The organism is Algoriphagus resistens (genome assembly GCF_001442615.1).
In the GTDB taxonomy this organism is placed as follows: Bacteria; Bacteroidota; Bacteroidia; order Cytophagales; family Cyclobacteriaceae; genus Algoriphagus; species Algoriphagus resistens.
The window spans coordinates 399,589-423,715 of sequence record NZ_LMXN01000004.1; the positions used below are offsets into that span (position 1 = coordinate 399,589).

A 24,127-nucleotide genomic window follows, 5' to 3' on the forward strand; every position below is an offset into this window, starting at 1 on the left:
GTATCATCAACAAGCTTGTCTTCCTGAGGCAGGCATGAGTTCAGGTCCATTTAGAAATTTATATCTAGTCCGATGGAATACATCTTCACTTGGGGATAATAGGCGCCACTTCCCAGTGAAACCCCTGAATCGGCACCAGCATTGAAATTGACTTCAGGATCATATCCCTGCCAAAAGTCCGTTTTGGTAAATAAATTTTGGCCATTGGCATAAATAAACGCCTTTCTCAATTTGATTTTCTCGAGCAATCTGCTTGGGATATTGTAACCCAACTGAATGTTTTTCAACCGTAAATAAGAAGCGCTCTTCATCCAGTAAGTGGAGTTTTGGGTATTGTTGGTAGAAGTGGTTGAAAGTCTTGGAAAGGCTGCGTCAGTATTTTCCGCTGTCCAATAATCCAATTGCCAGGTTTTAACGGCGCTTGAATTCACAGCAGGGATAACATAATGGGAATTCAAATAACCATCTACCTTGCCTACTCCCTGAAAAAATGCATTCAGCTGAATACCCTTCCAACCTAGATTAAGATTCATGGCATAGGTCAATCTAGGAATGGTACTTCCAATCATCACTTTATCTTCATCATTGATTTTCCCGTCTGGAATAGGGTTGTTGTTGTCATCAAAATCCCCCGCAATATCCTTAAACCTAATATCTCCGGGCTGAAGTGTACCGAATTGTGTAGGGCCTGCATCAATTTCTTCCTGTGACTGATACAACCCATCAGCCAGGTAGCCATAGATGGAATTAATGGCATATCCTTCCTCCTGTCTCAATAAGGTACCGGAGGTTTGCCCTTTCATATCCGTTATTTCATTTTTCACATCGGAAAGATTGAAACCTACTCCCAACTCAAAATCACCCCACTTGTCTTCGTAGTTGGTTCCCAATTCCCATCCCGTGTTGGTTACCACTGCTGCATTCTGAAAAGGGGCATTCAATCCCGTCAGCTGGGAGGTGTATAAAGTCAACAATATCCCATCCGTGTCCTTTTTATACCAGTCGGCGGTAAGGGAGAATTTACCATCAAACATGCCTATATCCACGCCAAAATCTGTGACGGTAGTTTCTTCCCAGCGCAAATCAGGGTTGGACATGGTGTTCAACGTTACCAGCTGATGGATTTGCTCAGCCATGGAAATACTTCCTACAGTTAGGGTCTCCATGTAGGGATAATAGGTATTTCCCAAATTTTGGTTACCCAGCTTCCCCCAGGACCCCCTGATTTTCAACTGATCAAGAAAGCCTTTGGTATTCGCCATGAAAGGCTCGTCGGATAGTAACCATCCTGCAGAAAAGGATGGAAAAGCTGCCCAACGGTTGGCTGAACTAAACCGGGAAGATCCGTCGTACCTGAAATTGGCTTCAAAAAAATACCGGTCCTTGAAATCATAGTTCAACCTTCCAAAACCAGACACCAAAATCCATTGTGCATGGGTGCCGTTATTGTCTTTGGTTGCATCATCTGCCCCCGCTGTCAAAACCTCATAGGTATCGTAGGTATAGTCTCTACGATAACCCATCAAGTATTTTTGGTCATAGGTTTCCTGAGAGGTTCCCAGCAAAAGCTTAAAATGATGGTTTCTCCACCACTGCTCCGCCTGTGTCAGGAATTGATAGTTCTCGTAATAGTAGCGATAGGCAGTTTCCGTAAGACTGGTATAGGTGTAGGCAGCTCCTGATTCTGAACCGTCATCATTATACGTCATGATACTTTTGGAGAACTCGTGCGTATTGCGGGTTCTATACCTGGGTGCTATTTTTCCGGTAAGGGTTAACCATTGCCAGGGCTTAACATCAACAGTCAGATTACCGATCATCTCAATCGTATTTGTCCTGTCGTTTCCACCCTCCGCTATCTGCGCTACAGGATTAACATTCACCCATCCTTCAGACCATTGCCCATTTCTTTTGATGGGAATGTTGGTGGGCATCCGCCCAAGGTAATTCCATACATCACCTTCGTGGGCAATCTGTGAGCGGTCACTGTTATTTAAGGACATATCAAACTTAATAGCCAGCTTTTCGCTAGGTTTTATATCCATGTTGTTCCTTACAATAATCCTTTTGAAACCTGTGTTTTCAATTACCCCCTGTTGATCAGTATAGCTGACAGAAGGCATTACATAGATCTTTTCAGAATTTGCCATCAAGGAAATAAAATGATTTTGGGTCAACCCTGATCCATTTAAGATGGCTTTTTGCCAATCGTAATTCGAAGGGTCCTGTTCGAATTCTTGCTGGAATTCCGCCAGCTCTTCATCACTGTATAGAGGATACCCATAGTCATTGTCATTAGCTTCATTGAATACGTTCATGAAGGTTAACCCATCTGTGACTTCGGGAATAAAGGTAGCTTCGCTTTTTCCGATGAAGGTTTTGTAATTGATAGAAAAATTATCTGCAGAAGCCCTTTTCGTTGTCACCAACACTACACCATTTGCAGCTCTGGACCCATAAATAGCTGCAGAAGCGGCATCTTTTAACACAGATATCGTCTCGATCTGGTTGACATCAATCATATTCAGATCCCCTGCCACCCCATCTATCAAAACTAAAGGAGAACTGTCTGAACCACCAAAGGAATTGATTCCGCGAATTCTGATTTGAGTCCCCTCTCCGCCCGGGGCTCCGGTTTGTTGTGTAACGGTCACTCCCGGAGCCATCCCCTGCAGCGCAGAAGTAGTGGAAACTACCGGTCTTTTTTCCAATTGCACTGACCCGACTTCAGAAATTGCTCCGGTTACTTGTTCTTGGAGCTGCTTCCCATAACCGACCACCACAAATTCATTAAGCCCTGTGGCTTCCATGACCAAACTCACCGAAAGGTTTTGATCATTGCCTATAAGCTGTTCTTGCTTTTGATAGCCAATATAGCTGAACAGTAAAGTCGATCCCGGTGAAGCATTCAGCTCAAAATTTCCGTTTGCATCAGTTGTAGTTCCAGAGGTGGTCCCTTTTATAAGTACGGTAACCCCGATGAGTGCTTCACCTGTTTCCTGGTCATAAACTTTGCCTTTTATCAATTCAGGTATGGCTACATCCTTAGTAAGAATTATATGATTGTTCTGAATTTTGTGAGTGATGCCTGTCCCATAAAATATACTGTCAAGGGTATTGGTTAGTGGCTTTTCCCTGCCTTCAATAACCACCTGTTGGTTAAGGTCAAGTTGAGAAGCGTTGTAGACAAAATCCATTTCGGTTTGGGCATCCAATTCCTGAATAATTTCATAGAGTGGACGGGAGCCTGTTTTGAGCTGAATTTGCTGGGACCAGGATTGCTGGCTATATAGAAAGTATGCCAACAGGATAAGCCAGAAGACTTTCCATTGAATTAGGCATCGCATTCTAAAGCAAGTAGTATTTTGTGAAATACTATTATTCTTCATAATTTTAGATGTTTTTAAATGATCAAAAGAGGAGATTTTAGAAATCAGCTAGAGGGAGTGTTAGAGCACTTCCTCTTTTGCCTTAAGCGGAATTAAGGGGAGTTGTTTTTCATTGTGAAGTGGTTTGAGGTAATAGTGTTTAATAGATCTATTGTTTCTTTTGGACTTTCGTTATCAAGTGTCATATTGATGAGATCCTGATCACCGATCACCTGGCTGGATTGCAGTTGGATTCCGTAAAAATTCTCAATCTCCTGTATTGCAATTTTTAAAGGTGCATTTTTCAGCAGCAGTTTGTTACTTCTCCACGCTGCATAATCCTTGCTGTTAAAAGATTTAAGGGAACTGCTTTGCTCAAGTTTGTTATAGCTGACCTGTTCCCCTGGTTTTAAAAAAATCAAAGGAGCTTTTCCATCCGAATAGCTGATTTCCCCTTCTTCCAGACTTGTCACTATTTGAGGGTTCCATTCATATGCATTGACATTAAACTGAGTCCCTAGCACCTGGATGCTCACTTCCCCGACACTTACACCGAAGGGTTGGTTTGGATTCGATGCTACATCGAACCAGGCTTCTCCTTCAAGCTTAACATCCCGATCAGAAATCCCAAAGGAATTGGATACAACCAACTTACTGTTGGCATTGAGCCAGATGGATGTCCCATCCGCGAGTAATACGGACTTGCGCTCACCCCCATTTGTCTGGTAGATGGTTTCAGGTAACTGTTCGTAGGATTTGTGTTGCTGTAACCATATTCCTGCGACCGCAAACAATGCAACTATAGAGGCAGCTACTCCTACTATCCAGAATTTCTTAGGTGGCGTTCTTTGATCTGGCTCCATTTGAGCTTTCACCTTTTCCCATTGCTCTTCCAGTTGGGACTCAGACAGGTAATTTGGATGCTCGTCTTCCTCATACAATTTCTTTAACTTTAGAAACAGGTTGACATTTTGCTCGCTCTTCTCCAACCACTTTTGGATCATTGCATTTTCTTTCGCATCCGTTTCTTTTTGGATAAATGCCAATAGCCTTTCTTTAATATGTATATCATCTCTCATTCTATAAGGCTATACAAGAATTGGAAAGATTACCCTGACAGTGAGACTGTTTTTTATTAAAAAAAGTACTTTAGTCAGGGCTAATCGCCAGTTGCTTAGTGGTAATTTCCTACAAAACAGCCAGCGTCTATTACCTGACTAGTAGAATCAGAATATACCCGCAAGGAAAAGCTCAGTGGATGTATCCCTTCTTAAGGAATTTTCTTAATGTGGTTAAGGAACGCCGGATCTGGGTTTCAACGGTACGTGGTGAAATACCAAGCTGGCTCGCAATTTCAGTGTATTTTAACCCTTCTTTCCTACTCAGCAAAAAAATTTGTTTGCGCAGGTCCGGTAAAGAATCTATCGCTTGATCAATCGCTTGCTCCAGTTCCTCATATTCCATGAATTGATGTTCATAGCTTAATATGCGCTCAGAATCATACAAGTCTATCGATGAATTTAACTTGACTTTTTTAAGGTGGTTGATGCAGTGATTGTGAGTGATTTGAAAAAGGTATGGCTTCAGGGAACCAGCTTCAGTATTCAATCGATCCCGGTATTCCCACACTTTCAAAAAGGAATCGTTGACTATCTCCTTGGAGCTCTCTGAATCATTGATGAGTCTGTAGCAATAGGCAAACAATACGGCATAATACTTTTCAAAAAGTACTTTATAGCTTTTTAAACAACCCCTTCTGATATTTTTGATTAAAATTTGATCCATAACAAAGATCAAACCAAGCAAATATTCACCACAAGTATGTTAATGAAAATTGAACCTTGTATTAAGAAGCGTTCACTTTAAACTTAAATAGCTTAGAAGAAAGGTAGGGACGATATTCTGAATAAAGTCTAATTTCCAGAGGTTACTTAAGCCACAAAACCCATAAGAATGTGAAGGAAAACCAATTGTACAAACCACGGCTAATGGCTGATTCCGAACCTTCGGAAAACAACCCAAACTTAAAGTAAAAATCTTTAGTGGGGTCAATGTTAATCCAACCCCCATCCTAGAATAGCCACTACTTTGAAACATATCAACACGATCATCGCTAAAAAGACTAAATATCGCATAGGTTTATAGATGATTTATTTTCCGGAAAACCCATTAAATACTTGGTAATTTCGTAATCAACATCGGTTTACCCTCCTCTTCCAAAATAATTGAAAAACTAGTTGACCTAGTAAAATTGATCAGCTTTTTATCATACACTCTTAACTGAGATGGATCGATTATCCTTAACTGATGAAAAATTGATGCTTCATAATTTTCAGGATAGTCCCCGGCGGTTTCTCCATTCGTTGTTTTTCTATATTTTGGCCTAAATACAACAGATATTTTGATATCACCAGGATATTCGGCTTGAATTAACTCTATTTTTTTCCTAGGTTTTAAATAATTCTCAGAATAATACGCCTGAGTAAACAAAGAGATATGGTGCTGAGGTTTTTTGAATAGGTCTTTCTTTCCTTTTTCTCTTACCGTAAACAAGGCAAAATCAGCAGCCTGGTACTTCTCTAATTCGGATTTTTCTGTTTCTACACCATCAATGGTCAATGAAATGCTTTTTGTGCTTTTCCATCGTTCGAAAACATCGCTCGGGATTTCATTAATCTGAGGAGGGCTTTTAAAAAGAATACTTGTTTTCACATCGGGATAAGCTTGCTGCAAGGCTGTCAATTTCTCAAATGCCAATGCATCAAAAAAAGGAAATTCTGTTCCGGCTTGCTTATCCCTCTCATCCAATGCTAGATAGGCACTTCGAAGAGCCGGAAGATCAAGCTTAGCCAAATCTACTTCGTAAGGGTTCCCTTCTTTAAAAGCTTGGGACAGGAGGTGTTCATAATTATTTATTGGTTCTGGATATTGGGCTGGGAAATAGGGTTTGCTGGATGACAAAAACAACAGCATAAAACCTGTTAAAACCAGGCTGCTTGCTTTATACAGATTGGTCTTAAGCGGGGAGCTGGATTGGCCCATCATGATTACTCTCCGTTTGGTAACCGAAGCGTTAAACGGACTACCAATCGATAATGCAACCTCATTCCCTGAAATTTTATTGAATAATAGCCATTGGTAAGCAGCTTTGTTTCTGAACTTGGAATTAACGGCTGCATCTGCCAAAAATTCATGGTTCAACCGGATTGCTTTTTTGTAAAGAAATAGAAGGGGATTAAACCAAAATACAATTTTCAGCACTTCCACAAACAAGATATCCCAACTATGCTTTTGCCGGATATGCGTTAATTCATGAACTATAATTTCTTCTTCAATTGCCTTGTTTTGGAACGCTGATTTATCAACAAATAAAAAATGTAAAAAAGTAAAAGGTAAGCTATTATTAGGAAGTAAAACATAGATACACTCACCTTCTTGTAGGGTTAAATTGTTTCTAATGGACCGGACAAGTTGTAATAACTGAAAAATAAATCGAGTAAAGAAAACGCTCAGCCCCAGTAAATAAATAACCTTTAAAACGATGCCCCAATTAATCGGAGTAATCCCTTGGGTCGTACTTAGACTTCCATTTCCAGCATTCATCTGTGCAACATTTTGATCAGGCAGATTATCCTGTATTCTATTCTTAATGACTGTACTTGCTAGGGTTGAATCTTTTGCCCCCGTGGTATTTCGGATATGGAAGCCAAAAGGAACAGGAAGAAATGGAACGATCAATGAAAAGCCGAGCGCAAAAATGAGAAAGAACCTAGTAAATCCAAACATACTTTCTTTAGCCAAAAAGGCGAAATAAAAAGCATAAAAGATAAGTAGGGCAAGAGTCGCCTTTGTGATAAATTCAATCATGGCTTCTGGGATTTAAGTTGTTCTTCAATTATCCTCTTTATTTCTTCCAGTTCATTCGTTTCCAGCTCCGTCTCTTTGGTAAAAAATGATGCAAACTGAGTAGGAGAATCATTAAAGAAGTCTTTAATCATGCTACTTACCTTTTTGGAGAAATATTCGTTTTTGGCAACCAAGGGAAGGTATGCTCGGGAGTTACCAAACAATTCAAAATAGATAGCCTCTTTCTCTTGCAACCTTTTGAGTAAGGTAGCAACGGTGGTGTGTGCAGGCTTAGGTTCCGGATAGGACGCTAGAATATCCTTCATAAATACCCTTCCCTTTTCCCAAATCAAATTCATAAGTTGCTCTTCAGCTTTAGAAAGATTCATATTCTATTATTATAGACTGTCGTCTACAATAATAGACAAAAAAAAATAATTATAAAAATTTCTGAAGCTTTTTATTCCTGAAAACCATCCTTGTCTTGAATTAGATTCTACGATTTTAAAAAGATCAGTTGGTGAAGGGTTGCGTCGTTGCCCATTACGAATGAATAATATTTAGCAACTCTATTAATCAGTTTCATCACAATGATTGGAGCATTGGGAGCAGAAAGCCCCTTTCCTCTTTTCGCTTCACCATATCGTAGAAATGCTAATTAAGTTTTTCAAATTGAGTTTCATTTGAATCAATTTCCCTCTTAGACATCGCACAGTTCGTTCGGGACGAGATACTAGAGGTGCACGAATTCAGTTTCTCTATTTAAAGCTTTGGCTTCCCAAATAATGCCCCCTCTTTTTCGATATTCCAACCACAGGTAATCTTATGCTATTTAACATCTATGGACTCAAAGGGGCAAAAACTATTTTGAAAGAATTAGCCAAGATGCACACCACATCGAACAAAAGGCAGAAACCTTAGAATAAAACCGAAAATCAATAACTTTAGCACAACTTAAACCATCTTATTACTGCCAAAAAAACCCTATCCATTAGGGTTTTAATGTGCCGAACTGATATGGACTCAATTTCATTGCCAAATACATGTATTCCAAGTTGGACAAATCTCAGACTCCCCTCAAATTCGATGAGAAATTTTTTAATCCTAATTTTAACTTCTTTATTTTTCTTAGGATGCTCAAACGAGAAAAAGAAATACCTATTCACCCCTGTCTCAGTTGAGAAATCCAATCTAAAGTTCACAAATGAAGTCAAAGAATCAGTAACCCTCGGAATTCTCTACTATCTCTATTTCTACAATGGTGGGGGAGTCGCAGTTGGCGATATAAATAATGATGATTTGCCTGATATTTACTTTACCGGAAACCAAGTACAAAATAGGCTATTTTTAAACAAGGGAAATATGGAGTTTGAGGACATCACCTCAAATGCTGGAGTTGACGGATCCTCAGATTGGAACACCGGAGTCACCATGGCTGATGTAAATGGAGACGGATTTTTAGATATATATGTTTGTGCTGTGACTGGTATACATGGCTTAAAAGGTAAAAACGAACTGTTCATAAACAACGGGGACCTCACCTTTACCGAAGAAGCTGAAAAATATCAATTGGATTTTGAAAATTATGGCACTACTTCAGCATTTTTTGATTTTGATAATGATGGAGATCTCGACATGTATCTACTCAACCATTCAGTTCACACTGAAAATTCATACGGCCCGGCAGATATTAGAAATATTAGATCTGAAAAAAGTGGAGATAAATTATTAAGAAACGATAACGGGATATTCATTGACATCAGTGAAGAAGCTGGGATATTTGGTGGAGCAAATGGATATGGATTGGGTCTGACAACAGCTGATTTTAACAACGATGGCTTTACTGATATCTATGTAAGTAATGATTTTCACGAGGATGACTATTACTATATCAATCAAGGAGATGGCACATTCACTGAATTACTAAAAGAGAAATTCAGCCAGATCAGCAGGTTCTCCATGGGCAACGATGCAGCAGACATTAATAATGATGGCTATGTCGATATTTTAACGCTAGACATGCTTCCTGAGGATGAGAGTGTCCTTAAAGCATCTATGAGTGACGACCCCGTCTACACTCATGACCTGAAAATCAAACGGTTGAAGTATCATCCTCAATATGCGCGTAACATGTTGCAAATTAACCAAGCCGGAGAATATTTTCAGGAAACTGCTTTATACAGTGGAATAGCTGCTACCGATTGGAGTTGGTCTCCCCTGTTCGCTGATTTCGACCTAGATGGCATACAGGATGTTTTTATTTCTACAGGTATTCCAAGAAGACCCAACGATCATGACTACATCAGCTACATTTCGAATGACGAAACTGAGGGGAAATTCAATAACTCCAACAAACTAGATCAGGAAGCCCTAAACAAAATGCCTGAAGGGAAAGTAAAAAATTACATCTATAAAGGAGAAAAAAATCTACAATTCTCTGATCAAACAGGCAATTGGATTTCTAAAGACCCTATTATTTCCAATGGAGCAGCTTGGGCAGACTTTGATAATGACGGGGATTTAGACTTGGTCACAAACAACCTCAATGAGCCGGCAACTCTATATCAAAACAACGCAACGGAAAACTCAACTTATTTAAAAATCAAAGCAAATTTCAAAACTCCCAATAATTTCGGCATAGGCACTAAAGTGATTTCTTGGCATCAGGGAAATATGCAAGTAAAACAACTATATAATTCCCGTGGCTTCCAATCCTCCTCTGAACCATTAATACATTTTGGCTATGGAAATGCTTTAACTATAGACTCCCTCCTAGTAATATGGCCAGACAACACATTTGAAAAAAAATACAACATAGCTGTAAACCAGACGATAGTTTTCAGTCCCGTGGAAGATAGGCAAACAATAAACTACTCCGATATTTTCCCGAAGGCTGAGAAATGGTTTAAAAAAACCAGTTTCCCGGGCTTAACATATAAACATCAAGAAAATCACTTCATAGATTTTAACCGTCAAAAACTTATCCCATTCAAAGTTTCTGACCGAGGTCCCGCAGTTGCGGTTCGAGATCTTAATGGAGATGGTTCTGATGATATTTTCTTCGGTGGAGCCAAAAATCAACCTGCTGAGATTTACATTCAGACTAAAGTTGGTTTTGCGAAAAAAAAGGAGGATTTGATCTCCATAGATTCTATCACTGAAGATGTGTCGGCAATAATAGAAGATTTGAACAATGATGGTAAAAACGACCTTTTTATAGTATCGGCTGGGGGTGAACTTGAGTATGAAAACAAAAATCTAGGAGATAGACTCTTTATAAATAATGGCAGCAATTTAACTAAGCAAGGTCTTCCTTCCTATTATCAAAACAGCTCAGTGGTGCGGGCTTTCGATTACGATAATGATGGCCATATAGACCTCTTCATCGGAGGGGCAGCTGAGGCAAAAAATTATGGTGAAACACCAAATTCCTTTTTGTTAAATAATAAGAATGGAATATTCACTATTACGCAAAACGATGAGTTGCAGCAGGCAGGGATGGTAACCGATGCGGTCTGGACAGATTTTGACAGTGATGATTGGGTAGATCTCATAGTCGTGGGAGAATGGATGGCACCCAGGTTTTTTAAAAACCAAGAGGGTGTATTAAAAGATATCACCCCAGAAATCACTGATCGTGAGCTAACAGGACTGTGGCAATCCGTAATTCCCTTTGATATAGATGGGGATGGAGATTTGGATTATTTACTCGGTAATTGGGGCTTAAACACAAAGTTTATAGCCAATGATGGTTCGCCTTTAAAGATGTATTATTCAGATTTTGACGATAATGGAAGTACAGAAACTATAGTGGCTTACGAGAAAAATGGTCAATACTACACAGTTTCTGGGTTAAGTGAGATGGGTAGCCAAATGAGCTTTCTAAAGAAAAAGTTTACTTCACATCAAAAATTTGCTGGAAAACCTATTGAAGAAATTTTTGATAACGACCAATTGGAAAATGCCAAACTCTTCACAGTTAACAATCTTGCCTCTGGATATTTACTTAATTCAGGAGGGAAATTTACTTTTGAATCCTTTGATGCGGCATTACAGATGGCTCCTATTACTGCATTCCTAAAGTTTGATTTTAATCTTGATGGGAAAGAAGAAGTCTTGGTAGGTGGCAATTATTTTGGTGTTACACCCTACCATGGTCGCTTTGGGAGCTTATCAGGAAATATACTCACTTCAGAAGGCAAAATTCTGGAAGGAAACAACCTAGGTCTAAGTTTCACCCAAAAATCTGTTAGAGGTTTGGATATAGTCAATTTCCAAGGCAGCCCCTACCTTTTGGTTACCTATAATAACGAAGAGCATGAGGTCTACCAACTTCCTTAATACTAAAAAATCCGGCTCCCAAGAACAAGCTTAGATGCCGGATAATCTTTACAACAGAATTAAATTGATATTTAACTCATCTAATCATTTTATTGATACTCAGTAGCCAGGATTTTGCTCCAACACATTACTTGCTGAAAGCGCAGAAGTAGGCACTGGAAAGCGATTTAAATGATCTGAACCGGACGGTTGATGATCCCACCATTCTTCTGTGGTGAAAAAGCCAAGCCGTACTAAATCAGTTCTTCTCCTTCCTTCTCCTAAGAATTCAATGCCCCATTCATCAGCCATTCTATATAGATCCAAATTTCCTGAAGTAGCAGGATTTGGATCCATGCCATCTTCAAATGCTCTTCTCCTTACCTCATTGATCAATTCAGCGGCTCTCTCAGAATCTCCAGATCTAAGCATACATTCTGCAAGCATCAGGTAAACTTCTGCCAATCTAAAAGCAGGATGGTCGGCCCCCCACCTTAAGGATAAATCTGCACTGGAAGGAATAGGGATTTTCACTAATCGGACCCCCGTATTTTCCTCTCCCGCTCCTATATTCGAAGGGAGCTCTTCTACAGAAGAATAGGTTTGACCCAACTCAGAAAATCTTCCTACTTGATCCACAAACACCAAAGGCTTTCCATTATACTCTTCATTACCCATCACCTGATCTCCCGTGATAGGTGACACTTGATCTCCTACTAGGAACATCCCTTCGTAATTACTGTTTCCTAGATACTTATAGGGTCTCTTTCTAAGGTCTTCATCCTCATATTTTTCATAGGGTGAACCAAGTTTAAAGTCATCCATATACAAATCACCATTAGGCTTTCTTGATGGTTGAAGGTGTGTTCCATTGTTAGAACCCAAATCCACATCAAAATATACCCTAGAATTATAATGATACATATGACCGTAATGGGTGTATTCCAGTCTATTAAATTCAGAAGGAATGGACCATATAATTTCTGTGGAAAGATTATTAGTGAAATTGTGTGGCCCTTTCCAATCAGGATCCAAACTATACACTCCATATTCTCCATCTAAAAGTTCTTGGGAAATTTTGGCAGCCTCTTCAAACATATCAACTCCGGTATAGGCCTCGGAATTAAAGTACAGTCTTGCCAACATCAGTGCTGCTGCACCTTTAGTCATTGCACCTTCCAAGGGAGCTCCTACTTCCCTTTCAGGTAGATCAATGATGGCTTGTTTTAACAAACCCTCTATATGGTTAAACGTTTCCTGATCAGAACTTCTTGGGACATTTTCCTGATCTAGACTAGTAAATATCGGAAGTCCACCAAAAAAGTCCAGACCGCGAAGGTAAAAGAAGGCCGTTAACGCATCCAGTTGCCCCAGATGAGCGGCCTTATCTTCTTCCGTCAACGCAAGGCTTTGATAATCCAGGTTGCCTAAATCCTGCTTAACGTCCAATGCCAATGCTACACCCTGTAAGGTTCCTCTCCACGTCTCAAACAACTGGGATTCGTCAGGTGTCCATTCATGATGTTGGTAACGAGCATACCTCCCTCCATCATACCAGTGTCTGCCTTTGGTAGTTCGGGCAAAATGATCGGCAGAAAATTCCTGGGCAATCCACCTGTCCCCAGTTAGATACCATCTGGCATGGGTAAAAGGCCTATATAGTGCAGCTAAAACATCACCTTCAGTTTTGAAGAAAGTTTCCGGCACTACCCTATCATACCATACTTCGTCCAATGAACAGCTGGTTAATGCTACTGTTAAGGTTATGATAATATATTTTTTCAGTTTCATTTTTAAGGTAGTTTGGGTTTAGAAATTTGCTTGTACACCTAACATAAAAGTGCGGGTTTGAGGATAGGTTGCTCTTTCTTCAAATCCAGGGTCCAAACCATTGATATTGACTTCTGGGTTAAGTCCTGAATAATTGGTAAGCACCAATAGGTTTTGCCCGGTTGCATAGACTCTTAATCCTTTAAGGTATTCACTTCCTGGCAGACTAAAGGTGTAACCTATCGAGAGAACGTCCAATTTTAAAAAGTCACCTTTTTCAATCCAGTAATCACTTAATTCCTTTTCTCCTGTGATGTGCTTTTGTTTATCATAGTTCTCTGCTAGCACATTTCTACCCTCAAGTGGGATACCGTAATAAAAATTGGGCATATTAAATATATCATGACCGGTCCACGCCCTAAAATAGGCACTCATATCAAAGTTTTTGAAATTAAACTGGTTGTTCCAGGACAGGATCAATTTCGGAATCGCATTCCCAATAAATTTTTTATCATCATCAGTTTTGGTCCGTTCAGTGACGTCGAACACTTCCCCATCTGCACCTTTGAGCATCCAGTTTCCATCTTCCGTGAAACCTGCAAATTCCCATACATAAAATTTACCTATAGGCTCCCCTGGAAATAACCTTACCGCATTGCCTGGGCTACCTGGAGCTGGAAAACTCTTGCGGTCCCAAAATGTCTGATTTCCCCAAAGATTTACTAATTCGCTTTTGTAGGAAGAACCAATGAATGTTGTAGAATATTGGAAATTTGTCTTTCTAACAGCATTCCAGCTAAGCTCTACTTCCCAACCAGCATTGGTCAACACTCCTACATTCATTGTTGTTTTATCATGGATTGCAGGAGGTTGAGGAACTGAAATATCATAGATCAAATCATCCACATCACGTCGGAAAACATCGAAACGTCCATAGACATTCCCTTCAAGAATGGCAAAATCAATCCCGATATTGTATTCTTTTTTCGTCTCCCATTGCAAATCTGTGTTCTGGTTATGGGACACTCCGTAAGTTCTTCTCCATTCTCCATTCATAAGCCACCATGTATCCGGACCATACATTCTAGTTGCAACTCCTGGGTCAAATCCTTCATTGCCAGTCTCTCCATATCCGGCACGAAGTTTTAATGTTGAAAAGATTTTTTGGCTTTGCATAAAGGCCTCATTATTAATATTCCATCCAATAGAAATAGCTGGAAATGTTCCCCACCTATTATCCTCGGCAAATTTGGATGAACCTTCTCTTCTTAAGCTAGCCGTAAGGAGGTATTTGTTGTCCCAGTTGTAATTAACCCTTCCAAAAAAGGCCATTAGACGAACTCTTGGATTTTTATAGGAGCCCAGCCCCGCTCTTCCTTCGGACAAAAACCTACCTGTACCTAAATCGTTTTCCTCTATTCCGTCAACAGCGAAGTCTGAGTTGTTGGCGTTAAAACCCTGTCCGTTAAACTCCTGAAAACTATAACCTAGTACGGCATTTAGATTATTTTTCCCGAAAACTTTATTGTAGGTGGCAAAAGTTTCAAATGTGCTGCTTCTTGATTCTCCATAATCCTGACTGGCATAACCCGCAACTCCCTCGTCCAAGGAAGTTTTATGCTGGGCAGACCTCCAATACGTCCCGTAGTCATTGTTTTTGACAATAGAATATCTTCCAGTTAAATTTAAATCTTTTGTCAAATTCAACACTAAGCTAGTCGTGTTCAATAGGTAACTGTATTTTCTATCATCTGTCCTCAACTCTATATCCGCAACTGGATTATACCAATCATACCCTCCAGTCCAAACATTCAGCCCATTTGGATCGGTTGGATCATAGGGTGTTTCAGTTGGATTGAGTTGGATTGCCATCCTAAAAATATCATTATTTGAAAAGGTGGAATACCTATGGCTATATGAAAGGTTATTACTGATTTCAAGAAATCCATCGAACATGCTGAAATCTGTATTAATCCTGGCTTGGATATCATCTCTTGATGATCCAATAGCCAGCCCTGTTGCACTTCTTTGACTTACCGTAGCCCTGATACGCGCCTGTTCAACCCCTCCGTTTAAACTTATCACATTTCTATAGGCAAAGGGGGTATTATTGGTCACCTCATCAAACCAATCGGTATCATACCCCAGATCTTCCCCTATGTCCTCTTCAAGAAAGCGTTCGGTACTCAGTGGCTTATTATATCTCCGAACAGTTTCAACGAACATTTCACCGGTATAACTGACAGTTAAACCTCCGGCCTTTGCCGATTTGGTTGTGATCAAAATTACTCCTCCAGAAGCTCTTGTCCCATAAATAGCTGCGCCGGACGCATCTCTTAGAACTTCTATGGAAGCGATATCCTCCTTGACTACAGTATTGATATCCCCACCCGGGACACCGTCAATTACTACCAAAGGCCCTTGTGAAGCGTTCACACTGTTCACTCCTCTTAATTGAATAGAAACTCCCGCATTGGGATCTGTGCCGTTTGAAGATTGAACACTTAATCCTGGCACTTTCCCCTGAATGGCCATAAGTGGAGAAACAGTACCTGCCACAAAATCATCTTCATTCAAAGAACTGACTGCACTGGTTAAATTCTCCCTATTTACCGAACCGTATCCAACCACAACCACTTCATCTAAAGAAGACACATCTTCTTTAAAAATCACATTTATTTCAGATTGATTGGTGATTTTAAAACTCTGGGGCTCGTATCCAATAAAGGAAAAAACTACTGTAGAACCTTCCGGAACATTGATAGAATATTTCCCATCAAGATCTGTGACAGTACCGACTCCTTCTCCTAAAATTGAAACTGTGGCACCAGGAACAGGTTCCCCTGATTCATCTCTTACAGTTCCTTTAATCGTAACATCAATTAATACATTACTATTAAGCATTAAATCTTTACTCTCTTTTTCAATTAGTGACCTGGCTATTAAGTCATTTAAAAAAAAGATTTGCGAAATCAAGAATAGCATCAAAACATTTGGCAAAATGCTCCAATGCCCTTTTAAGGGTATTTTCATAGTTGCATAAGGGTTAATTGGGTTTTAAAAATGTACTGAATGTACTGTAGGTAAAATTTGAGACGTACTTTTTTTCACTTTACACCTCATTTAAAGTCACTAATACATCATAGGCAGATTGTTTAAATTTTAACATAGACTAATATATTCTTTAATCATTTGAAGTCCAAGTATTACTTTAATACAATCAATAGCTATTGAAAAATCCGCTTTTTCCAGCAATACGCTCACAACTAATCGACAATTAGATATTATTAAAATAATACCTTGCTATTCCAGGTTAATCAAACTCATATTACATACAAAGCAAAACCTGAATGATTATTAATATATTTACATAAACATCCTTACTTATTTATATTCGCACGAACTAACTTTGAAAATTAACCGTAAACTATCTGATTATGTGGTCAATAGTAAGATTTTCAGAAATAGTATTCTTTGGCTTCATTGCCATGATCGGAGTATTAGGAGCAGAAAATACTTTCCCTTTTTTGTTCTTGCTCAGGGAAATTGGATTATTCAAATGCTAAGCATACAGACTAAAAGAAAAAAGGAGCTGGAGAAAGAAAGACCAATCCTGGAAATTCTAGATAAGCTCTAGAAATCAAAAGGAACTTCAAAATCGCAAAAGATTTAGATTTGGAAGAATATAACATTAGCAGGAAATACCGCTACGGTGCGTAATTAACGGATGTAATTAATATTGCCAAAAACTCACTCAACATACGTTTCAAGCCTGGAAGTCGATTCGCTCTTCTCCGAGACGTTTTCTTATACCCTCAAGCAACGAGGTATCGAAAGGTGGACGTTTGACATAGGGACTGTAGCCAAGAACGAAATGCAGATACATGTTCCCAGTAATCTGGACAACGGTCGCTCGTTCATCCAGATTGAGCATATGCCTGATGATCGCCAGCATGATCAATACCCTGGGGTTCAGTGCAGACCGCCTTATCGGTTTGGACGGATAACGTTTGTTGAACAGGTTTACCAGCCCACCCCACGGGGTCTGTGAACCGAGCACTACCCAGTGACTGGATGGAGCCAAACCATTATAAAGGGGCAAATCCAGTCAACGACAGCTGGCTTTGACTGGTATTTTCGCTGTGGGGTGCACGCCTTTTGGGAGTCTTCTGCATGGTTCTTTCCACTTGGTATCGCTTACTCTCTGAAATTATTCCCTTAATAGAATCATGTGACCACTTTTTATTTTCTAAGCAAACCCTAATTAACAACTACAATATATGGTGTTATTTCCACTGGCGATATCACCAGCAATCCCCACATATATTGATGGTTACGGCTTTTTTATTAGGAGTGCGAATGGGATATTAATAAGGTTGCAATATCATTTCACGCCGAGCAATAATTCAGCATTTTCAACCGCTTTATTCATTTGCTGATCCACTTCTTTGATCTTTGTCAGTTCTTCTTGTAGTTTTTTATACAGATCACCCTGGTCAGTTTCTCCATTTCCGCCCTCTTTGCTATGGGTACCATGCTTCATTCCAGCTACTAGAAATCCTGCCGGGAAGTTTTCGGAAAAAGCCCTCATCCAATTCATCATTTCCTCATTTGCCTCGCTTAGTGCCGCTTCGCTCTGAACAATCCTGTCCATGATTTCCATATCTGTTATAGTATCCTTATTAGCATTCAACTCTTTCTTTAACCTCATGAGATTCCCCATTTTAGCCATGGCATCATCATGAACTGTTATCACTTCCTTTTTAAGCAAAGTCAAATTCTCATGTTCTCCAGTATTCTGATTTTTACAACTTAGAAACAGGTGAACAGAGAGGAGAAATGGGAGGAGAATTTGTGATTTTTTCATGGTTAAGCAAAGAATTACTGTGTTACAATTATCAAGTGAATGTAGATGGATTCGATCCAGGCTTTAAAATTCAAAAATGTCCTCATCCATTTTGTCGTTTCGCTTCAGGTTGAATGAAATATGGGTCATCAATCTGTTTCCTGCCAAAGCGCGGTCATTTGCCAGATCCTGGCTGATGGGAATCTGATAATTTGCACCGAAAGAAACCTGCCCTATATTGAGCTCAATACCCAGCACAGTGCTCAAAAGATTTCCTCCTGACTGATGCACCTCATATTTGTTATATAGCACATCTTGAGGCTGGGTTTCATAGATCAACCCCACATTTGGTGCTACCCTGACTTTGTCCTTAATGTTGAATTTGTAGTATGCCAGGAAATTCCCAGTGAATTTATTCCCGTATCTATAGTCGTATTTGTTTTCCGCGTTCAGCTTATAGCTTGCATTTACATTTACTCCAAAATCCATCAATCTGATATCGTATGCCGCATTGAATAAGAAATCCGTACTTCCCGATCCAAGCTGAAAATTATTCGGTGAATCAGGCATAACTTGCTCACCGTCTTCATACTTGCCTGTAGGAGCTTTCACACCAGCTCCTATCCAGAGAGAATGTGCTAGGAATTTAGCATTTTCGGAAGTGACACGGGACTCAAACAGCTTATAGTTCAGAATAGTGACCGCATCCCCCAGCCCATGCTTTTCACCTTTTACACTTTCCTGCTCTATCGTGCGGGTATTGAAATTGTATGGCATTATCGCCATGATCCTCCAGCGGCTGCCAAAGTTCCAGGCTCCCCATACTTCAATGCTCTGATAAGTTTCATCGGAAGTCAGCGGCGTACGGTTACCATACGGACCAAGATGGGTTGTCAATGACTTGGACTGGTAGCGTACACCTATAAATTTATTGCTAAAATCAGGCAAAATCCCCAAATAATAGCTCCCTACACCGCAGCCACAAATATCACATGCCAATGCCGAAAGAGGCATAGTAGCCACCAGCAACAGGGTTAAGAATTTAATTTTCATTTGATTATAGAGCTGTTTAGGACAGGTTCTGCAAGCAGTGGGTTAGTCACAAAACCCCGGTCGTTGAGTGTGCTGAGAAATTCTATTAAATTATTTTTTTCTTCATCTGTCATTTTTATTCCGATGGATCCGTCCGCATTTCTAAAGGCCGGATCTAGGGATTCAGAATCCACCATACCGGTCCGGTAATGCTCGATCACTCTATTAAGGGTCAAAAACCTGCCATCGTGCATGTAAGGGGCAGTGTATTGCCAGTTTCTAAGACTCGGTACCTTAAATTTATATTTGTCTGCTTCATTGAGCGTCACATCATATCGTCCTACATCATCTATATGGTTTGGCGTCAAGCCATTGTTGCGATATGTTTTATCTGTGAGCAAAGGCTCTTCATGACAACTGGCACATTTGGCCAGAAATACCTGATAGCCGGACAATTGCTTGGCAGAAAATGCTGCTCCTGATTCATTTCTTCTGACCTTGTCATAATCAGAATTATCACTTACAGCCAGTAGCATGTACTGCGAAAGTGCCTTGAAAAACCTTACGTCTGTAATTTCTTCTGTCCCAAACACTTTTTTGAACAGTCCGGGATATTCTGGATGATCCCGTAGTTTCTTCAGTACGTTGGGTACATTTTCATCCATCTCCACAGGACTGGTTATCGCATTGATAGCTGCAAGATCCAAGTTGAATACTCCCCCATCCCAAAAGAATTCCTTAGACCAGGCCATATTCATGATCGGCATGGGATTACGGATTCCCAATTGATCATCTATGCCATGGCTCACATCATGTCCGTGGTGGGTAAAAGCCGCAGACTGTATATGACAGCTTCCACATGCGATAGTATTGTTGCGGGACAGGCGAGGTTCGAAGAAGAGCTTTTTCCCCAGTTCAAATCCATCTTTGGTGATTTCATTTCCGGAGAAATCATAGTCCGGTTCCGGAAATCCCTCCGGCTGTACAAACCCCTGAAACAGCTCAGGCTCCTCCTCCCCCGAATGACATGCAAAAACCCCGATAAAAAGTAGAATGCAAATCGGCAATAATTGGAGAATCCGGTTGTATATGTTGTTTCCCATCATCAATGCCTAGAGCCCATCCTCCCCTTTGCTAAAATTCTCCGTGTGATCATGGGTGAACATTCCTGGGAAATTATTGGCAATATATACGCTGAAATCACTAAACATCACATTGGGATGCTCTGCAATACTGAACATATGCTGTCCGTTGAAAACCTCCATCACATCCACAAAAAGATGCACATTACTTCTTAAACCCTCCCTTACCTGGGCTATTCCGCCTTGGTTTAAATCGACTGTAATTTCTTTTATATTATTCAATGTAGGTGCACTATATCCACCAAATCCTCCAATATGATATTTGAACTGCTTATTTCCGGTAGGATCCCCCTGCTGGTCATCCGAGATCAGATTGCAATTGCCCTCAAACTTAAAGAAGATGTAACCGCTGTTCCATCCCCAATACATTCCTCCACCTTCATGTCCCTGGCCTGAGTCAAAAGAAAGCACCCCCGGACGCTGATCTACCGGCATAGTGTTTCTCAGGCTATCCACTCCCAGGACAAATGAAATCTTGGTGTAGTCTCCTTCTGGCACCGTAACTTTTGTAAATCGGGTATTCCGGTCTTCTGCCTGTACCAGAAAATAACTTTCCTCCTGAGGGACTACATATTCATCCCCAGAATCTGTATAAAGCTTAATATTACTGATGAAATATTGGAGGATTCTTATGGAAAACTCCTCTCCTTTAGCATTGGTGTATTTCCTAGGTTCCAGACCAAAAGTCTCCTCACCTACGATGGTATCAAATTCAATGGAGAACTCACCTGTTTTCGCCAGATCTGGACCTGGATCCTCGTCTACACAGGCTGTGATAGTCCAGGATATTGCTATTAAGCAAAATGCCGGCAATACGACTTTAATTTTTTGAAATATTGAATTCATGTGCTTTTGATTTATTTTTTAATTGGTTCTCCCCAGCCAGTTGGCGGGGAATACTTCCATTACTGACAATTATCCCCATGTGCCAGTAACATACCTGGACTCAGGTAGCCCCCTCATAGCTTTTGCATCAATCGGAAGCTGGCCAGGAACCCTGGGAAATAAATGAATAGGTAGTCAGGATTTTTAGAAAGTCTTTAATAGCTGACTTTTCAAGACCCCGGAATTCTGTAATAGTATTTATATACAACTTCACTACAGCATTCATTTTTTAAATAGAATAAACAAGACACACTTCTCCATATACATAAAATTTTATGCATAAGGGGTACGTTATGAAGAAATATATAATTTCTTCATTTAGATAAAATAAAATAGATTATGGATAGCTCTTATTGACTCGCATTAAAAACATAACACTGTTTTGCACACAGGTGAAGAACCTGCTAAAAACAATATGAATTTAACCCTCGTCGCTAATAGAGAGACTAAGTGTGTATATGAAAAATATCAGAGTTTAGGGGGCTTGATCACTTCGTGAACAAGCAAAGCCGAAAAAGGCTCTGAATAGGCCGCTATAAGCATATTAATCGAAACAAAAGTTCTGGAACAAGCCTGTCCAAGATCAGGAGCAGAAATATATATCCCGAAATCCGTACTGAATTTATAAGTAGAATTAGCGTCCTGCTTCTCCTTTTGAGCCCTCATTTGTTCTGCCAGGTAGCATTTACCATCACAGTTCATCATCGGCTTATCCTTGTTGATGCAAAAGTTATCAATAATATATGCCTTGTTGAGCTCGTAACTCCCCTGGATCACCGAATACACCATGCTGTTCAGCATGAGTATGGAGCAAAAGAAAATATGTAGCAAGGCTTTTAACACAACACAAAAATAACTGATGAAAAAGCACCAACAAAGTAAATCTATAATTTAATTAATATTAATTATAATAAGTTATTCACTCTAGCTTCCAGTTTGATATAAGGTAACCGACCTTGCCCATAACTTTTCGGATTCTTCCTCGGTACAGGAACAGTCAATCCTCAAGCTAGTGAGTCAAACTATCAGTTTTAACTTTCCCCTTAGGATATCCTGTTGGTTTCAATTAGGTATCCATTCTATAGTCAATATGTTAAGTCAGTCCAAATAATGAATTATCTGAGCTTAACCATTAAAGGGATTACAGTTTGTAAGTTTGAGCCGCATGAGGGTCCTTGGGCACAAAAGGTAGATAATCAGACAATTGGTAAAGCTAATAACAGTAACCTGTATCTGTTATTAAGCAATTGAAAGGCTAACACTAAAAAAAGAGACGAGAAATTTTTCCCGTCTCCATAGGTAAAGCTATACTGCGATTAATCGTTATACCCCGGGTTTTGGGTCAGTTTAGGATTCTTGTTTATTTCATCATTCGGGATTGGAAACAATGTCCTGGTGTCCGCCTGGGCATGAGGAGAATGATTGAACCAACTTTTGGTCTGAAAAACCCCAAAACGGATTATATCCTGTCTCCTGTGGGCTTCAGCGGCAAACTCCCACCCCAATTCATCTAGAAATCTACCAAATTCAATGTCATCCCCACCAGTCCCTGTGACAGTACCATCCTCATTCTGGATACCGTATTGATATGAGCTTCCCTTAAGAAGTTCAGCCCCTGTCACCACAGCTTTTGAAGGATCGGTTGAACGGAAGGCACGTTGCCTAACTTCAGTCACTAAAAGGGCTGCTTCATCTGCTCGTCCCGTTCTCAACAAAGCCTCCGCTTTCATCATTAGTACATCCGCATATCTGAGCATCGGAAAATCATTATCCAAAGACCCGGTAGCGCCTTGCTTGATGGCATATTTTCCTATTCTGGCACCTTGATTTGATTCGGTTCCAGCCATACTCGGCACCTTATTGACGTAAGTAATCATCGGCTCTCCAGTAGAAGCATGCAACTGCGGACCTAAAAGCCAGGTGTCATCAAGTCGGGTATCGCTGGGATCATAGGTATTGATAAACTGTGGTACGGCACAATTTCCTCCCCATGGCCCTGCCTGCATGTTGTACACAAATCTGCTTTGGGGATCCAGTGTTTTCATATGCACTGTATTTCCTGTTCCATAGATTTCATCGTAAGGTATTGCGAAGATAATTTCAGGGGAATTATGGTTCTCCCAGTTGAAAATATCGGAATAGTTATCATCCAGGGAATAGCCTGCGCCACCCATAATCACTGCGTCACATGCTTCAATACACTGTTGCCAAGCTGCCTGGCCGGTATACACTTCCGAATTAAGATAGATTTTAGCCAGCAGAGCCTGAACCACCCATTTATTAAATTGCCCATAGGTATTATTCACATCTTCACTTAGCATAGGCATAACTTCCTTCAATTCGCTGACAACAAAATCATAGACCTCTTTTCTGCTTTTCTGCTCAGGTAAAGAAACATCTTTGAAATCTGTCACGATCGGCACATTGCCGTGATTGTCCATGAGTAAATAATATGCAAAAGCCCTTGCAGCCCGTAATTCAGCCATTACGGCGTCCTTTTGATCTGTGATGGGAATTTCCCCTTCTTCAATCTGAGACATTACCCTATTAGCTGTTGTGATGCTACGGTAAGCACTCTGCCAGATATTTGTTGGCTGCCATTGCAGGGAAGTCCAGTTGTGCTGATGCATGCGCAGGTAGGTACCTCCGTCATACCATCCATTTGGCCTGGCGGGGGTTATGATTATATCCGCTGATTCTTCCTGTGTATCAAAATAACCCTGCCAACCCATCATCAACCCTCTAAAAGACCCATAAACGGGCGCTATTATAGAAGGTATATCCTTTTCAGTTGGATCGAAATTGGTAGCCAGTACTTCGGAATATACTTCCTCGTCAAGATTTAGACAGGAATTTAGCCCTAAAGAAGCCAATCCGATCACTAACAACTTAATTGTATTATTTCTATTGATTTTCAT

The 24,127-nt window shown here is 40.2% G+C and carries 15 protein-coding genes; 1 reads left to right on the forward strand and 14 read right to left on the reverse strand.

Annotation, left to right across the window (positions count from 1 at the left end; all coding sequences use genetic code 11):
- Positions 1–50: 50 nt before the first annotated feature.
- The 5 genes from AS141_RS10205 to AS141_RS10225 form a co-directional block, all read right to left on the reverse strand.
- The gene (locus tag AS141_RS10205) at positions 51–3,389 is read right to left on the reverse strand and encodes a TonB-dependent receptor (protein WP_057937537.1); all 3,339 of its coding nucleotides are present in this window, start codon (positions 3,387–3,389) and stop codon (positions 51–53) included.
- Between the two features lie 92 nt (positions 3,390–3,481).
- Positions 3,482–4,447 (reverse strand): FecR family protein, encoded by a 966-nt coding sequence (locus AS141_RS10210; RefSeq protein WP_057937538.1) that lies wholly within the window; start codon positions 4,445–4,447, stop codon positions 3,482–3,484.
- Positions 4,448–4,619: 172 nt separating this feature from the next.
- A complete protein-coding gene (locus tag AS141_RS10215; RefSeq protein ID WP_057937539.1) occupies positions 4,620–5,153 on the reverse strand; it encodes an RNA polymerase sigma-70 factor in 534 nt (177 codons plus the stop codon).
- Between the two features lie 384 nt (positions 5,154–5,537).
- Positions 5,538–7,235, reverse strand: a complete 1,698-nt coding sequence (locus tag AS141_RS10220; protein WP_057937540.1) for a M56 family metallopeptidase — start codon at positions 7,233–7,235, stop codon at positions 5,538–5,540.
- Positions 7,232–7,603 carry a BlaI/MecI/CopY family transcriptional regulator gene (locus tag AS141_RS10225; RefSeq protein WP_057937541.1) on the reverse strand — a complete coding sequence of 124 codons (372 nt, stop codon included), beginning with the start codon at positions 7,601–7,603 and terminating at the stop codon, positions 7,232–7,234. Before AS141_RS10225 ends, AS141_RS10220 begins: the two co-directional genes overlap by 4 nt.
- Positions 7,604–8,300: 697 nt before the next feature.
- On the opposite strand from AS141_RS10225, the gene AS141_RS10230 reads away from it, so the two are divergent.
- The gene (locus AS141_RS10230) at positions 8,301–11,555 is read left to right on the forward strand and encodes a VCBS repeat-containing protein (protein ID WP_057937542.1); all 3,255 of its coding nucleotides are present in this window, start codon (positions 8,301–8,303) and stop codon (positions 11,553–11,555) included.
- A gap of 99 nt (positions 11,556–11,654) precedes the next feature.
- Here AS141_RS10230 and AS141_RS10235 read toward each other — a convergent pair whose 3' ends face one another.
- The 9 genes from AS141_RS10235 to AS141_RS10275 all read right to left on the reverse strand — a co-directional run bounded on the left by AS141_RS10235 (position 11,655) and on the right by AS141_RS10275 (position 24,127).
- Positions 11,655–13,325 (reverse strand): RagB/SusD family nutrient uptake outer membrane protein, encoded by a 1,671-nt coding sequence (locus tag AS141_RS10235; RefSeq protein ID WP_057937543.1) that lies wholly within the window; start codon positions 13,323–13,325, stop codon positions 11,655–11,657.
- Between the two features lie 18 nt (positions 13,326–13,343).
- Positions 13,344–16,337, reverse strand: coding sequence for a SusC/RagA family TonB-linked outer membrane protein (locus tag AS141_RS10240; protein ID WP_082632247.1), 2,994 nt, complete (start codon positions 16,335–16,337; stop codon positions 13,344–13,346).
- 733 nt (positions 16,338–17,070) lie between these two features.
- On the reverse strand, positions 17,071–17,364 hold the full coding sequence (locus tag AS141_RS27390; protein WP_394331075.1) for a transposase: 294 nt from the start codon (positions 17,362–17,364) through the stop codon (positions 17,071–17,073).
- A 324-nt stretch (positions 17,365–17,688) separates the two neighbouring features.
- Positions 17,689–18,171 (reverse strand): hypothetical protein, encoded by a 483-nt coding sequence (locus AS141_RS10250; RefSeq protein WP_057937545.1) that lies wholly within the window; start codon positions 18,169–18,171, stop codon positions 17,689–17,691.
- Between the two features lie 63 nt (positions 18,172–18,234).
- Positions 18,235–19,203, reverse strand: coding sequence for a transporter family protein (locus AS141_RS10255; protein ID WP_057937546.1), 969 nt, complete (start codon positions 19,201–19,203; stop codon positions 18,235–18,237).
- Entirely contained in the window at positions 19,200–20,285 is a 1,086-nt protein-coding gene (locus tag AS141_RS10260) for a cytochrome-c peroxidase (RefSeq protein WP_057937639.1), read from the reverse strand. The genes AS141_RS10255 and AS141_RS10260 overlap by 4 nt, the downstream gene beginning before the upstream one ends.
- A gap of 9 nt (positions 20,286–20,294) precedes the next feature.
- Positions 20,295–21,170 (reverse strand): MbnP family protein, encoded by an 876-nt coding sequence (locus tag AS141_RS10265; RefSeq protein WP_057937547.1) that lies wholly within the window; start codon positions 21,168–21,170, stop codon positions 20,295–20,297.
- 507 nt (positions 21,171–21,677) lie between these two features.
- On the reverse strand, positions 21,678–22,010 hold the full coding sequence (locus AS141_RS10270) for a hypothetical protein (RefSeq protein WP_057937548.1): 333 nt from the start codon (positions 22,008–22,010) through the stop codon (positions 21,678–21,680).
- Between the two features lie 515 nt (positions 22,011–22,525).
- Positions 22,526–24,127: a RagB/SusD family nutrient uptake outer membrane protein gene (locus AS141_RS10275; protein ID WP_057937549.1), complete on the reverse strand. Its 1,602-nt coding sequence runs from the start codon at positions 24,125–24,127 to the stop codon at positions 22,526–22,528.